This window comes from Rhizobium sp. BK312 (assembly GCF_014193605.1).
GTDB lineage: Bacteria > Pseudomonadota > Alphaproteobacteria > Rhizobiales > Rhizobiaceae > Rhizobium.
Genome location: NZ_JACHZP010000011.1, coordinates 59,452 through 74,183 on the forward strand (window position 1 = coordinate 59,452; position 14,732 = coordinate 74,183).

Annotated in this window: 10 protein-coding genes; 4 read left to right on the forward strand and 6 right to left on the reverse strand. The window is 55.9% G+C overall.

All coding sequences use genetic code 11. The features are described 5' to 3' along the window. Nucleotides 1–18: 18 nt before the first annotated feature. Nucleotides 19–2,109 (reverse strand): hypothetical protein, encoded by a 2,091-nt coding sequence (locus FHT85_RS26105; protein WP_112413158.1) that lies wholly within the window; start codon nt 2,107–2,109, stop codon nt 19–21. 138 nt (nt 2,110–2,247) lie between these two features. Here FHT85_RS26105 and FHT85_RS26110 point away from each other — a divergent pair, with 138 nt between their 5' ends. Next, entirely contained in the window at nt 2,248–4,653 is a 2,406-nt protein-coding gene (locus tag FHT85_RS26110; protein WP_112413157.1) for a DUF4238 domain-containing protein, read from the forward strand. A 253-nt stretch (nt 4,654–4,906) separates the two neighbouring features. On the opposite strand, the gene FHT85_RS26115 is transcribed toward FHT85_RS26110, so the two are convergent. Both FHT85_RS26115 and FHT85_RS26120 read right to left on the reverse strand, forming a co-directional pair. Further along, nucleotides 4,907–6,109, reverse strand: coding sequence for a hypothetical protein (locus tag FHT85_RS26115; protein ID WP_112413155.1), 1,203 nt, complete (start codon nt 6,107–6,109; stop codon nt 4,907–4,909). 244 nt (nt 6,110–6,353) lie between these two features. Then, nucleotides 6,354–8,063 carry a P-loop NTPase fold protein gene (locus tag FHT85_RS26120; protein WP_162709834.1) on the reverse strand — a complete coding sequence of 570 codons (1,710 nt, stop codon included), beginning with the start codon at nt 8,061–8,063 and terminating at the stop codon, nt 6,354–6,356. 1,039 nt (nt 8,064–9,102) lie between these two features. Between FHT85_RS26120 and FHT85_RS26125 the strand changes: the two genes are divergently transcribed. Both FHT85_RS26125 and FHT85_RS26130 read left to right on the forward strand, forming a co-directional pair. Beyond that, the gene (locus tag FHT85_RS26125; RefSeq protein WP_183774424.1) at nt 9,103–10,020 is read left to right on the forward strand and encodes a recombinase family protein; all 918 of its coding nucleotides are present in this window, start codon (nt 9,103–9,105) and stop codon (nt 10,018–10,020) included. Between the two features lie 308 nt (nt 10,021–10,328). Further along, nucleotides 10,329–12,365 carry an acyltransferase family protein gene (locus FHT85_RS26130; RefSeq protein ID WP_183774427.1) on the forward strand — a complete coding sequence of 679 codons (2,037 nt, stop codon included), beginning with the start codon at nt 10,329–10,331 and terminating at the stop codon, nt 12,363–12,365. On the opposite strand, the gene FHT85_RS26135 is transcribed toward FHT85_RS26130, so the two are convergent. From FHT85_RS26135 to FHT85_RS26145, 3 genes are all read right to left on the reverse strand, one after another. Beyond that, complete coding sequence (locus tag FHT85_RS26135; protein ID WP_183774429.1) at nt 12,359–12,598, reverse strand: hypothetical protein; 240 nt, start codon at nt 12,596–12,598, stop codon at nt 12,359–12,361. The two genes, FHT85_RS26130 and FHT85_RS26135, sit on opposite strands and share 7 nt — an antisense overlap. A gap of 74 nt (nt 12,599–12,672) precedes the next feature. Beyond that, complete coding sequence (locus FHT85_RS26140) at nt 12,673–13,272, reverse strand: cation transporter (protein WP_183774432.1); 600 nt, start codon at nt 13,270–13,272, stop codon at nt 12,673–12,675. Next, nucleotides 13,272–13,847: a Chromate resistance protein ChrB gene (locus FHT85_RS26145; protein ID WP_183774435.1), complete on the reverse strand. Its 576-nt coding sequence runs from the start codon at nt 13,845–13,847 to the stop codon at nt 13,272–13,274. Before FHT85_RS26145 ends, FHT85_RS26140 begins: the two co-directional genes overlap by 1 nt. Before the next feature lie 133 nt (nt 13,848–13,980). Between FHT85_RS26145 and FHT85_RS26150 the strand changes: the two genes are divergently transcribed. Then, nucleotides 13,981–14,598 carry a glycosyltransferase family 29 protein gene (locus FHT85_RS26150; protein WP_183774438.1) on the forward strand — a complete coding sequence of 206 codons (618 nt, stop codon included), beginning with the start codon at nt 13,981–13,983 and terminating at the stop codon, nt 14,596–14,598. Nucleotides 14,599–14,732 lie beyond the last annotated feature (134 nt).

Below are 14,732 nucleotides of genomic sequence, written 5' to 3' on the forward strand. Positions count from 1 at the left end.
TCTAGCATTTTCAGTCTTTCAGATAAATGCGCGATTATTCATCTTCTGAGTAGCTTCGAGCAACGCTTTGTTGACCGGCCCAAGATTCTTGAGCCGATGTCGTTCCCAGATGATATCTCCACTTCTGGCGGATAAATGTCTCAAATCCTTAAGTCCCTCCCACAGGCCTTGCCCTGCCCCGCACAAATAATGAAGCTGGTCCACGCTCAGCCACCACGTAGACATCCCAAAACTATATACCGCGCGGTCGCGTGCGATATCCGGCTGCGCGTCGCAGATAGTTACTATGCTCTCCGTCAGGATTTTCAGCTGATAATTCATCGTTGAAATGAGTCTCATAGCGCTTGCGTCATTCGTCGACACGGTGCTGTCGAGTAATCTCGTGAACAATGGCATTATCAGACCACGGTCCTGCAAGGCGCCGTGATCAAACAAACTAATGGCTATTTTCTCGACCTGGCGTCCCTTTAGCTCAAGGACGCTACCATCAACGAAAGTTATCCTACCGTCTTTGCGAAGCTTTGCCTCATGTCTCGCAAGCTGCGCCTGCATTTTAAGGAAACTATCTGTCAGATCATTCAGCAAGGGAAGCGAGGCGCCTCCCCTCGCTGAAGCTGTTAGGACCTTCTTTTTGCACTCGAAAAGGAAAATATGCGTCTCGCTCTCAACGACGATATCAATCTCCAGCCGCTGACTCTTATTCTTGCCATGGTAGGCTGCACCCTCGAACGTCACGTTAGCCGCAATGCTCCTCAGCAAGTTGGCGGTCTGCAACTCCAATGCCCTGCCAAGGCGTGTTTCAAGGCGTGATTTCGATCTCTTGATTTCCTCAAGGGTGGCTGCTTTCTTCGCTTCGTTTTCTCTCATGAGGTCGAACAGCCGCTCTACGAAAGCGCGCGCAAATATTCCTCGCGGCTGAACCACAAATTCACCAGACCTCGCGGCAATGAGCGGGAAGCGCGCATCCGCAGTTTTGAGCGAATCCAATGGGCCTTTATAATCACGATTTATCTTTGCCGCCGGCGCTGCCATCAAGTCGGCAAGGTGCAGTTGACCGGAAAGCACACGATTGACAGAAGCGAGTGCCCATCGAGACGTGTATACAAGCTGGTCCTCGCGGGCGAGGGCAAATATGCTTTCAAATAGCGCCTTCCAGAGCGATGGAGGTGCATGGGGAAAATCGCACCCTGCTTCCTCCAGGGCCCCAACTAGCATCCCGGTTAAAACCTTAGCACTTCTTGGCTGCCATTGAGCAAAGCAAAATAACTCGTCGTAAACTGCGGTTTCGCGCAACACCTTTTCAAGAAACCGTGTAGGAAGTGACATGTTTTCGAAGATGCTATGCGGTTCGACATTTAGGGTTGCTACTAGGTGCCGTGCCAACAGTTCCGCTTTTAATAGCTGTTGTCGCCCATCTTTGCGTCCAGTGAGCATTTTCAGATGTTTGAGCGACAGATTATAGAGAAAGTGAAATGGCGTCCCAGCTTCCGAACGCTGATGGGCGTTGGCCGGGGTCCTCGCGGCGACAAGCGATCCGTCAATAACACGGCCGGTGCCCAGCATTCCAGCCAACAGGAGGTTGGCCGCAACTCGACCGCCCGCGAGTGCAATATGCTTGTCGATTTTGGCGCAGATTCGCTTGTAAGCTCTCGCGCTGAGCCTGGCTCCGTGACCGTCGATTTCGAACTCATAGCCGAGTGACCGAAGGAAACGAAGAGACGCTGCGACCACTCCTTGCCTTGAATTCGACGACAATCGATAAGTCCCTCGCTCTATCAACTTCGATGCATGGGCCAAAGCCTCGGCCCACGCACGGCGCTCGGAGAATGGTGCGATGACTCCAATGTTAGAACACGCGTCTCGAACAATCGACAGCAATTGCCACCGTTCCGGCGGCACCTCCTCAAGGTGGACAGCAATCTCGACAATATTCCATAGGTAATGGAGCGCTTCGGGATGCATCCCTTCACCACTCCAAGACAATGCTCGGCGAACTTCATCGTGAACATAGTGAAAGTCCGTGCTGTCAACCGTCGAATTAGGGGCTTCGGCAATGATTGGAACGCCCAGATATTCTTTCAAGGCAGTTTTGGGAATAAGAAAAGCCATCGTCCAGACCTCGGGACATCCGGATTTCAAACAGGGGTTGAGTTGGCATAGTATAGTGTCATTGAAAGATTTATTTGCGAAGAGGAAAGTCGTGGATGGCTATTCTGGTGGGCTGACTGACAAACTACGGAAGCTTGAATGTCGAAGACCCGAAACAATCACTATGTCCCCCAATGGTATCAGGAAGGCTTCTTCGAGCCGGGGCGCGACACACTCGCGCTTCTCGACCTGTCGCCGGATCGAAGGACACTCGACGACGGCCGGGTGATCGTGGAGCGTTCGCAATTCAAGTCGCCGACATCCCGCGCATTCGTGCAAAGGGACCTTTACTCGACGTTTTTCGGAACAAACGTCAACGACGAGATCGAAAGGCGCCTGTTTGGTAACATCGATACCCGCGGCGCGAAGGCTGTCCGCGCTTTCGTTCAGGCCGACCCGACCGAATGGCAACGCCATTTTCGAACCTTTTTCGAATACCTGGATATTCAGAAGATTAGGACGCCGAAGGGTTTGGACTGGCTGAAATCCTGCTATCCTCGCTTAACGCAGAACGAGCTGATGGCTGAAATGCAGGCCATCCGAATGTTTCACTGCACCATTTGGACGGAGTCAGTCCGCGAGATCGTTTCGGCAGAGGAGTCGGACGTCAAGTTCATTGTTACTGATCATCCTGTGACGATCTTCAATCACGCGATGCCGCCCGAGCACCGAGGTTGTGCCCACCCGGCGGAGCCCTCAATTGCCCTTAAGGGCTCTCAAACTGTCTTTCCTCTGAACCGCGACTTCTGTCTGATCCTCACGAATTTGGAATACGCACAAGATCCGTCTGCGAGGGCCACGGAAAAACGCACGTTTGCACGTGCATACCGCAGCTCCATGGTTCGCACCGACGCGTTCCTCAAGCAACGGCGGCTGTCGCGGGACGACGTGATGAAAATCAACCGTATCCTGAAGGCGCGCGCTCGCCGATATGTCGCCGCCGGGCGTCAGGAATGGCTGTATCCCGAGAAGGAAGCGCCGGGCTCCTGGGCGGATTTCCGGCACGTCCTCATGCCGCCGTCGGAACAGCTTTGGAGCTTTGGCGGGGAAATGTTCGTCAAATACGACAGCGGTCAGGTCCGATACCAGGATGCCTTTGGCCGAACAGAGAAACCCCGCGACTTTCTTCAAAAGAAGGTGCCAGCAAATATTCGCGCCCGTGACGCCTGCGGTTGCGGTTCCGGAATGAAGTTCCGAAATTGCTGCCAAGCCCTTCCACCATCATTGCGCCCGGCCTGGAACGAACGTGGCATTCGCGAACGCAACATCATGCTCCTAAATGGAATTGTGAATGTCTTGAAACTCCACGATGGTCGTGACTGGCTTCGGGTCCGCCGCGAGCTGACCGATGAGCAGATCTCAAAAGTGTATAGCCTTTATGAAGGTCTGTGGCCTCTTGAGACCGACATCTTGTCTCTGCTTCCCAAGCCAGACGGTCGCGCGCGGTGCGTGTACACGGGCAATCTGCATCCGAACGCATTCCTGGAACACGGAGTAGGAGTGCCTCTCTATTTCGGCGAGACTCTCATAGAGCATCCCTTTCTGCATCCGGGGACCGTGAAGCAGGACTTCAACCCCGTCGAAAACCCTCATGCGTTTCGGCAGGAATTCTTGAAGTCCGCGTTCCTGTTTCTTAACGTGATGCCACTGGTGTCGATCGGACTGCTCAGTCTCGTTCCAGATCCATGCTGCTTCGATTTCAATCTCCGCGACGAGGTCCATCAATTGGCTGAAAGGCGCGTCAAAGCCCTTCAACTTACGGCCGAAGACTACGCTGCATTGTCTGAGCACGCGCGCCAAGACACGCGGAGGAGTATCATGTCCATGTCCGAAGATGTCATGATAGCGCAGCTCCGGCGTCAAAATCCTGCCCTGACGGACGATGATTTGGCCGTTGAAATGCGCATGTTGCAGCACATGAAAGAGGCTGACCCGTTAGCCGTTCTCCACACCGGTCCCGAGGTCCAGGGAGAGCGAGGTGGGCAGTTCAGCGCGATGAAACTGTCGCCCAACGTCGAGATGGCAATGTATCTTGCTCAGGCAACAGGGGCTTCGATCGTCACCGACAGTCCTCTGAGATGGCGGGAGCTTGCGACGACGATCGTCAAGGAGCTCATGCTCGCCACGTCCGCCCTACCCGAGTTCGCAAGGGCCTGCGAGCGTTCGACGTTCAGATTTCCAACTGATGTCCAGCAGGTTCTGCGTCTCGGCGACAGCGGTGCAATGTCTGGCTACCCTTCTTTGATGGCTGACACGTTCAAGTACCTCCAGAACAAGGAAAACGGACGGCCGAAGTCCAATGTCGAGGCATCGCTGACAGCAAGATTGGGCCGCCTTCAGCCAGCGCGCGAGCTCTCGCAATCGGGCGCAATCTCGCGGCGAGTTTCCGCAATTATTCCGACAGGCGGCCTCCAGGACAACACGATCAATCGCCTACTCCTGAAATCCAGCTCGGAGCGGCATCTAGCGAACGTCCCAATAGCCTTCTTCATCCATGATGAATAAGGAGCCGGAGGCACTGATTTTTGCATGGGCGAGCGCTCCCCATCTCAACGCTCAGACCCATCGGTATTCTAGGTTGATCACACGTAATGTCCGGGCTGCTGACAATGGCAAGATCAACACCGTGATTTATGATGTGATGGTGGGATGTCATGCCAGACATTAGCCTTATCATCGGCAGTGAGAGCATGGTCAATGCCCACTCATATATCCCGGAGCCGGATTTCACCTGGATGCTGCCGTCATTCATAAGTCTTCACAGCCGTGCAATAACCGCCTCGCTTTTGAGGATGATCTCAGCCGCTGGCTTGAGCCAGGTCGCCCCCGACCATTCTGCCAATGTAGCCGCGATATGCAGACAGGTTACCGCGACGGCAACTGCCAGAACTTTGGAAAGATGCTTTGAAGCACCGTCGAGCGTCGCTTGCGAAGTCGAGCTAACGAAATGGAGAAGTCCGCCAAATATCGTAATGCTTAGGCTTTCAATCGTCGTCACCAAGGCTAGCCCAACCCGCCGAAGTTCGGTACCGGGTTCGCGAACGAGGCTCGTTAAGAACCGTAGAGAGCGGGGAACCGCTTCATCAACGTCAGTTTCTTTCTCGATCTGATCTGCAAGTTCGTCGACGCTTGAGGTAACGTTGTTCAGATTTCCCACGGCTACTTCGAGTTCCGCAGCCTGCGCACTGAACTCCTTCCACTCTGGAAATTGTGCGAGATAGTGACGGATACCGGCGGCATGCGCCTGCAAGACGGATGCCAGCACAGAGTTAAGTTCCTCCGTGGCACCCGACGTCGCATTTTCGAAAGAGATGTTCAGAAGACCCAGCTGAATAATATCGCTGTCGATCGGAAGTTTCTCCTGTACAGCTTCAAGGGTCGCTCTCAGGTACGGCTGGGCATTAGACCCTAATAGATCGTTTATGAGCTTTTCGCCTTGCTGCAACAGGACAGTACGCGCGCTGGCAATACTCCCTTCGATTTTCACCCCCGCATCGTGAGGAGCAACGACAAGACGTCCGTCCTGAACTCGAAACTTGAACGGACCAGTCTTCTCCGGTGGGATGATCTCGTGAAGATGCTCGATGTTAGCCTGAGCTTCAAGGCGCTCAATCCAGTCGTCGGCCGCGCGCGAGAGGTAACTTATGAGGTTGCCTACGGCTTCGGATTTTTTTGCCGCTTCGGCCTGGAATGCTTGGCTAGTGCCACCGATAACTTCCTCATATGTAAAATTGACGAGCTCAATATGACCGTAGTTCGGACGCCTTTTGATCCACTCCAGGTGTTCTCTAAACCCACGAATTTGCGCGTCGGTCTCAAGCGGGCGGAAGTCGAAATAGAGTTTTGTTAAAAGCGAGAGAGCATCTTCGGCTGGAGGGATTTTATTCTCCTGCGCAAGTAGGCTCATACGCGCCATATCGATCATCCGGAGGACCATGTCGCGTTCGCTGATGTTGATCATGCCATGGCTCCAATTGACTCGCTGAAGTCTGGTTAGTTGAGCAAAAAATGACGGCTATCGCTCCACATGTCATGTGACATTACACCCGCAGGACACTTGAAACTTGCAGAATCCCCGGCTGCACTCGTCGTACCGACACCCGGTTATGAGAGTACCCTTACTCATGAGCGACAACCCGCTGCCGCCCGGCAAATCCTTGTGTAACCGTAGGTTCATGCAACTTGCAACCAACAGTCCGGCGCACCTAGGTTTCTCCAGTACCGTTTGCTTTCGCTTCGTTGGCAGCGGGAACGCTAACGCCAAACCGCCTAACTCTTCGCGCGTTGATAGGGGACTCCTGGCCAATAATCATGAGCGCCGCGCGCACTCTCTTTGGAATTTCTTTCATCTGATCCGTCGCATTGCTTATTCGGTCAAACTGAAGCGCGTTAGAGAGCATACGCCGCAATTCAGACCCAGAATGGGCTTTGAGGACTTCTGCATATTCTTTCGCATCTGTCGTTGCGAGAAGGGTCAGCGTACCCTCGCTCCACCCGCTCTTGATCGACAAGAGAGCCCCCGCAACGTCTCGGCTCTCGGGGATTTCCGCAACCCGCGCTTCAAACGCGTCCCGGACGTCGTTGTCTGTTATGCTTTCGGCGAACGGATATTCGTCGAGATCGAAGTAGCTGCGTGGCTCCTTACGCTCAGCCATGTAGTGTTCGATCATGTCCTTGGCTTGCTCAGGGCGGCCTAGTTCCTTGAACAATGACACAGTTCCGCTGAGGTTGACTGGGCTAATATAGCGAACGTTCTTCATGAACGACATATAGATGCCGTCCAGAACATCTTTGTCGTCATTCGAAAACGAGTCGTGGTACGCACTCCACGCGGCCTCAAAAGCACCATCCGCCTTCGTGGCAACAATCTTGTCATGCGCGATCTTCGCGGCTCCTTTGAGCGTATCAGCATCGAAGAAGCCGCGCTCGACACCGACGATTAGCGCTTGATCAAGCTCATCCGTCCAGACGTAGCCGTAGGCTGCCAGGAGTGAATTCCACGCCGCTTCGTCGGCCGGAATGTCATTTCGCCTGCCGCCAGACAAATCCACAGTCATCCTTCTGAGAAACGACAATGGCGGTGCAAGACCTGCCTGATCGCGTGACCACCCGAAGAGAACAACCGATCTGGCCGCGGTCTTAAAGACATCAGCATCAAATTCCGCCAGCAATGGCTCAAGCGCCGCAACCAGTCTTCTGATGCGCTTTATGACACGGATATTTGTGATGCCCAGCGACACACAGCAGTCCGTAACAATTCCGTCGGTCTCAGTTTCACCTGAAATTCCCACTTTTACGGAGTCGTTAGTGCTGGGCTCGAAAACGAGAGAGGTATCAGCGACTTTCTCGAGGTTGCGTTCGAAGTCCTTTCGTGCCTCCTCGCTCAGCTGTTCGTCATTGAGCAATAAGACGATTTTACAGTTCCGCTGTTCTCGCAAAAAGGAAATCAGGCCCAACACGTCGCCAACGTCGAGCTTTTGACCACGCCGCTCCAGATCATCAATGCAGATGATTTGGTCGCGGATGGTCATAAACGAGACCAGGCCGCCAATCTCTCCGCCCGCGAAATTCTTGACGATCGGGATCGACTGAGCAAGCTTCGCAAGTTTACGCCACGAGCCTATGCTCGAGACATAGGCGTCCAATGTTTCCAAATCAGCTCTCTTCAACCCCTGGCTGAAGGCAATGACGTTCTCAAAAACAGCGAGCTTAAGCTCATCGAGGGAGTTTATGCCAAAAAGCGAAACATAAGAGTAGCGCGCTAGCTTTACAGTTCCGCTGTCGTGGGCACTTTCGAGGGCTTTCGACCAAGTATATGTTTTGCCAACACCCCACCTACCCCGTATGCAGAGAACTTCAGGATCTTTGCGATTGAGAAACTGAGCGATCGCCTCCTGGACGAGCGGGACTGACAATGAAACCTCCAGATATTTCCGAGCCAAAGGAGAGTCGTCGGAGGTTAGATGCCCCGCATCAGCTCAACAACCGAGCCCCGCGCCAACCACACGCGACATTGTTGTAGTAATTAGAAGCCGATTGCAATGGGAGCGGGAAACTTGGGTGAGAATCTTTTGCAGATCTGGTGCCTTTCGTACGGTCATTTTGTGACAGCACTATGAGGATCGACGGTAGAGCTTTGTTGGGATGGACAACGTTCTCCAGCCTCATCTTAGAGAAAGGCAATAGGTGCACCGGCACCTGCTAGGGGAACCGACGCAGTATCAGACGGATTAGTCCGCCAGCGTGGTCGGAAATGCCAAGATGGTAACCGACCTCGCCAAATCCACGATTACGGGTCGCGTACAATCCATTGACTCTTTGGAGCTTGTTGCAGTTGCCCAGCAACTCAACGCTACCGTCAAATTTGCCTCCTTTCCTCTATTCGAGGATAAGATTTCTCATTTTTCGTTCTATTAACCATATGAATTAACGCTATTCTTTTGCCATAGTGAATCGAAATCGCCTTTTGCTTCCGTTGCTCAGACGATGTTTTTCTGCAGGCCTTGCTATCGATAGGGATCAAGTATCGATAGTGATGGATTTCGAGGCGCAAAATCGCTTTGTCGGCCGTCCTGGATCGGCGGATTCGCCCGCAAATCCGGGCTTTCGGGTCACTTTTCGTCCAGGTTCGGCGGACTCATTTGCTTGATTGAGCGGAACGACGTTGGCTCGATCCGCCGATTTGAACCCCTTCCCTCCCTCTTCCTGGCATCAGCGGTTGTCGAACTTGACAGGGCCGCGATCAGCCCGTCTCAAAACAGCCAGTTTCTCGGCATTTCGGCCATGGAAGGCCACTGACGGGCGTTTCGCAGCCAAGATGGGTCGTTGCCTATCCTTGATCAGAGAACACTCTGGATGGCGCTCCATTTTGGCCATAAAACACGCTTGCAAAGGAACCTTTACTAACGCATGTATTGTTTGTACAAACACCTGTAAAAAGTGAGCCAAAATCTGATGCCGAAGGTTGCAACCAAAAGCTCGCCTCCCCCGCCACAGCGATTGATTGGCTACGCCCGGGTTTCGACCGAGGATCAGCTCAACGATGCCCAGGTCGATGAGCTGCGCGCCGCCGGCTGCCACCGCATTCATCAAGAGCATGGATCCGGTGCGACGCGGACACGGCCAGTGCTCACCAAACTGCTGAAGGATCTCGCCGCCGGCGATGTGCTAGTTGTCGTGCGCCTCGACCGCCTGGCACGATCGGTCAGCCACCTGCTCGATGTCATCGAAGATCTGGAGAAGCGCGGCATCCACTTCCGCTCGTTGCGCGATCCGATCGATACCTCGACACCGCAGGGGATGTTTTCGTTGCAAGTGCTCGGCGCTGTCGCCCAGCTCGAGCGCGCCCTGATCGCCGAACGAACCAGGTCCGGCATGAAGGCAGCCAAGGCGCGCGGCAAGCTTGCCGGCAATCCCGGGCTTCGGGAGCGCCGGCCGGACGCGATCCGTGCTGCCTCCGCGGCGCGGGAGCGCGCTTACCTCGACGAATTGTTGACGTCCGCGCAGTCATGGCTCCCGACGGTGCGGCAACTGCGCCCCCAGCATAGCTGGGACAATGTGGTGCGCATCCTCAACCGCCGTGGTCATGACTGGACCGTCGAGCGGCTACGCCGCGCGGTGCATCGCATGGTGCGTGAGAAGCTGGCCGAGCCGGAACTGCTGGCTCGTTCGCCGCGCCGCGCGCCTGAGGATCATTTGATGAAGCTTGTCGCCGCGATCACGATCGCCGATCCCAGTCTGTCGCTCCGCGAGATCGCCGCGCAACTCGATCAAATGGGGGAGCGGCCAGCGCGAGGTGGCCGGAAATGGCAACCGTCGTCCGTCAGGGCATTGTTGGACGATGCGCATCGCTTCGGACTCATCCGCCGTTGATGGAGCAAATCGTCTGCGGCTTTTACCTGCCGATTTCAATGGAAGCGCCAAGTTGAGATCCTTCACGATCAAGTCCCCTGGGGGAGACAGCCGACGAGGCTCTATGATAAGGGATGCGAACGCCATCTTGGAAATGAGGTGGAACCTTCGCACGAAGGAAAGCCCCGATCCGAGCCGCGGCGTTCAGCCCGTCGTCAGTTCATCGGCTTATCAGCCGCAAATGCGATACGTTGCTGCGGCACGGGCTATGATTAGCTGGAGTTGAGAATTTGAATCTTGCAATTGCGCGCCCCGCGCACTCGGTCCCGATGCGTACTCCGACACAAGGCGCGGGACTTGCCTATCGCCGGGATATCGATGGTCTACGCGCCCTGGCGATCGTTCCTGTCGTCCTCTATCATGCCGGCATTCCTGGTTTCAGCGGCGGCTTCGTCGGTGTCGACGTGTTTTTCGTCATCTCGGGTTTTCTGATGGCGTCGTTGATATCGGGCGAAATCGCTCGGGATGATTTCAGCCTCATCCGCTTTTACGAGCGGCGCGTTCGCCGGATTTTTCCTGCGCTGTTTGCAGTCCTGATCGCTTCCTTCGTCGCCGCCTGGTTTCTGCTGATGCCGGCCGAGTTCGCTTATTTCGCGCGCAGCCTGAAGGCCGCAGCCCTGTTCACCTCGAACATCCAGTTCGAGAAGGAAAGCGGTTATTTCGACATCGGCGCCCAGATGAAACCGTTGTTGCACACCTGGTCGCTCGCCGTCGAAGAGCAGTTCTACATTCTGTTTCCGCTGCTCCTAATGGTCATCAATCGATTGGCGCGCCGACACACGGCCTTCCTGTTGGCAGGCCTTTTGACCGTCTCCTTTGCGGCGAGCACGTGGATACTGTTTCGATCGCAGGTCGAAGCTTTCTATTTGCTGCAGTTTCGCGCCTGGGAGCTCCTGCTCGGCGCGCTGCTCGCCTTCAAGGCGATCCCGGTACCACGGGAGCGGATGGTGCGGGCGGGGCTAGCGGTCGGCGGGCTCCTTTTGATCGGCGCGGCGGTCTTCGGTTTCAGCGATCAAACGCTGTTTCCCGGTCCGGCAGCCCTGCTGCCTTGCCTGGGTGCCGCGCTGATCATCCATGCGCGCGCTGAGACTGGTCCGGCTAGCCGAATTCTGCGCTCGAAAGCAATGGTGGGTGTCGGGCTGATCTCCTATTCCCTTTATCTGTGGCACTGGCCGATTATCGTCTTCAGCCGGGAGCTATCTGGACGCGAGCTGTCCCTGCTTCAAGGCGGCCTGATCGTTTTGGCCTCGCTTGTCATCGCCGTCCTCTCATGGCGTTTCGTCGAGCGGCCGTTTCGAGGGCATTCCGCTCGTGTGGCACGTTGGCCACTATTTGCCGGCGCTGCGGCGCTCATGGTCACGGCAGTTGGAGCAGGCGATTATGTCGCCCACCATGCCGGTCTCCCGGATCGCTTGCCCGCCGATGTGCAAAAGGTCTACGCCGCCACCTACGATGAAAGCCGCTTCGGCGTGCCGCCATGCTTCGCCGAATCCGTCAAGACGGGACCGTCGGTGGCAGACATCCGCGCCGGCAAGCTCTGTCCGCTCGGCGCCGAAAGTTCGGGCAACCCATCTTTTGTCGTATGGGGAGACTCCCATTCCGGCGCCATGGCGCCGGCCATCGATGCTGCGGCGGGGCAGGCTGGCGTGCAGGGGCTTTACGCCGGGCATTCGTCGTGTCCGCCTCTGCCGGACGTTCAGCTGACGCCGCGCGGCGACACCGAACGGTGCGGCGCCTTCAACGGCGCCGTGCGGGATCTGATCACATCGCAACACATTCCCCTGGTCTTCCTGGTCGCCTACTGGCCCAAATACGTCCATGATGCCGAAATGCCGAACGAGGGACCGTATTTCGATGCGTCGGTGCCCCCGCCGCTGGAGGATCGATCCACCTCGATTATCCAGACGCTTGATACTCTGCTGGCGGATTTGACCAAAGAGGGTACCAAGGTCGTGCTTGTTTCGGATGTGCCGGAGATGGGACACTACATGCCGGAGGCTGTCGCCAAGGCAATGATGCGCGGTACGTCGACGGATGTCGCTCCGCCATTTTATTACATCGAAAAGCGGCAGGCGCTCTCGCGTACGATCTTGAGCCGTCTCGCGGCAAAATATGGGGTCACGATCGTCGATCCTCTTCCGTTTATCTGCAGCAATGGCCGCTGTGATGCGGTCCGAAATGGACTACCGCTGTACAAGGACGCAGACCATCTCACAGCAACCTTCGCGACGACGCTCAGCCCGCTCTACCTTCGGGTGCTTTCCGACGTCCGCAACTCACTGGCTGCAAGTACGGCAACTCACTGATCGTTATCGTCATCCGCGGTGGTCCAAACCGTGCGGATCAGCAGGACGATAAAATAGAACGAAACGAAGAGGATGAATGCCGCAATCCCATAATGGACATTCTCCATCAGCTTGCGATGATGCTTTTCCACCACCTCGCCAAGGTTATAGGCAACGACCACCAGTACGGTGAGCCCCGCCGATAGCAGAAAGGGCCAGCTCTTTTTGAAGAGTGTTGCAAAGCTGCGTAGCATCGGAACGTCCCTGGATGATATGAGCCGGATTTTTGAAGCATCTGTCTTCATGGGTTCATCGATCCTGCGCTGTCTTACGGCTGGGCCGTTCGGTGCTCTTCGCGGGCGGCTGTCCACACCTCGCGGGCGGCATCTGCGTTCATTGCAGCGATTGCAAGCCCGACGAGTAGATCGGGCCAGGCGGAATGCCAGAGGAAGGCTGTCACCAGGCCAGCGGCAATGATGGCGATATTGGCAAGAGCATCATTGCGGGCCGACAGGAACGCGGCGCGTGTCAAGCTGCCGCTATGGTGACGATAGCGGGTGAGCATCACAGCGCAGGAGAGATTGATGGCGAGCGCGCCGAGGCCTGTCAGCGTTAATGACACAGGATCGGGGGCAACCGGCGTCATGAACTTCTGCAAGGCAGTCCAAATGGTGGCGAGGCCCGGCACCAGCAATATGCCGGCAAGCGCCATGCCAATGCGTGCACGATTGCGAGCACTCCAGCCGAGTGCGACGGCAATCAGTAGATTGATCGAAGCGTCCTCTAGGAAGTCAACGCTGTCGGCAAACAGCGAGACCGAGCCGATCGACAGCGCCACCGCAAACTCGATCCCAAAATAGCCGAGGTTCAGGAGAGCCACCTGCCTTACAACCCGCTTCAGACCTTCGCCCATCAACACCGTCATCATCACTCCTTGTCGTCCGCTGGCTTGGAGGTGTTGCTCCGGGTTTCCTCATGGGCCTCGAACACCTGCTTGGCGAAGCTGTCGAGTAGAGTCTCGCAGGCTTTTAGCCGCTCTTGCGCTGCGGCTGCGAGAGGGGCGCCGTAGAAGTCGAGCTTGGTGATTTTATCGAGCCAATCCTGCAGCTTCTTCAGGTCGGCGTCATTCTCCTCAAGCTCGGCATAGGAAAACTTGCTGGCCGCCGTTTCCTTGGCGATCTCCTTTTCGAAGTCACTGCAGCGTTCCAGAAACTCGTGATAGTGCTCATCACGATCCGCTTTGAAGCGGCCCGTGACTTTTTCCTGCTGCCCACCATCCGCCGCGACAGTCTCCAGGATGACAGCTTCACCACCCATCTCCACGATATCGTTTTCGAGCATCTTGAAGCGGCGGAGGTGCTCGTCCGTCTTCGGCAACAGGCAGACCCCGTTCTGGATATAGACGGCGCCCATGCCCTTGATCTTGCGCCAAAGGGCCACCCGCTTTGTCGCGGGATCCGACGGAACCTTGTAGGTCAGCAGCAGCCATGATGAGTCACTCATGGTTTTGCCGTAATGTAACGACCGTTGCATGTCAACCGCTACGCCTATAGGAGTGTGATGCATATCGATCCTGAGCGCAGCCCCTTGTATGGCGTTCAGATGACTTGCGACGAACCACCACCGGACGGAAATCATGAGCCGAAAACTTGCCGTTGTCGTCGGAAATGGGCGTCTCGAGCGCGATGTGTCGGCGATCGTGGATAGCGCTGACTTCGTGATGCGCTTCAATGAACCGAACCTTGTAGAGGGACGGAACGGCACGCGCACCGACATCCTGGCCCTCAGCGTCTCAAGCAAGCAATTCCAGAAACGGCTGGCTGAGCCGTCGTTCCTGGAGAATGCCGCCGTCAAGGCGGCAAAGGAGGTCATGCTTGTCTACCATCCGGCGATTATTCGAAAGTACCACCCAAGACCGAATATCCTGCAAAGACTGAAGGGCAGACGGGCGGATTGGACCGATCGAGCCATCGAGATCATGCATAGCGCCGGCAAGGAAGTTCGCGTCATGCCGCCGCAGTTTTACCTCGACGGCTGCGCCGAACTTCGTATTCCTCAGCAAAAGATGCGCGAGATCTTTCCAAGCACCGGGTTCCTAGGGATTGGCTACGCTCTCAATAGATTTTCCGCGCCGGAATGCGACGTGAAGCTGTGCGGCTTTACCTGGGAAGGATGGAAGCGACATCCATGGCATGAGGAGCGCGCGTGGGTCGAGGATAAGGTCGCGAGTGGCCGGCTGACCATGATCGGCTAAGGGCGCAGGTCCACGGAGAAAGCGTGCCGCCCGATCCTCACACATGCGTGGCGGCCATCCTCCGAGGACACCCAAAATCGATCGCTTCTTCTTAGAGTGACCTGTTGACGCTTCTTGTTCGAACTGCAAGCCAG

Bases quoted from the DNA above. Each gene is read 5' to 3' on its own strand.
- FHT85_RS26105 (WP_112413158.1), bottom strand. From the start codon at position 2,109: ATGGCTTTTCTTATTCCCAAAACTGCCTTGAAAGAATATCTGGGCGTT.
- FHT85_RS26110 (WP_112413157.1), top strand. From the start codon at position 2,248: ATGTCGAAGACCCGAAACAATCACTATGTCCCCCAATGGTATCAGGAA.
- FHT85_RS26115 (WP_112413155.1), bottom strand. From the start codon at position 6,109: ATGATCAACATCAGCGAACGCGACATGGTCCTCCGGATGATCGATATG.
- FHT85_RS26125 (WP_183774424.1), top strand. From the start codon at position 9,103: ATGCCGAAGGTTGCAACCAAAAGCTCGCCTCCCCCGCCACAGCGATTG.
- FHT85_RS26130 (WP_183774427.1), top strand. From the start codon at position 10,329: ATGCGTACTCCGACACAAGGCGCGGGACTTGCCTATCGCCGGGATATC.
- FHT85_RS26135 (WP_183774429.1), bottom strand. From the start codon at position 12,598: ATGCTACGCAGCTTTGCAACACTCTTCAAAAAGAGCTGGCCCTTTCTG.
- FHT85_RS26140 (WP_183774432.1), bottom strand. From the start codon at position 13,272: ATGATGACGGTGTTGATGGGCGAAGGTCTGAAGCGGGTTGTAAGGCAG.
- FHT85_RS26145 (WP_183774435.1), bottom strand. From the start codon at position 13,847: ATGAGTGACTCATCATGGCTGCTGCTGACCTACAAGGTTCCGTCGGAT.
- FHT85_RS26150 (WP_183774438.1), top strand. From the start codon at position 13,981: ATGAGCCGAAAACTTGCCGTTGTCGTCGGAAATGGGCGTCTCGAGCGC.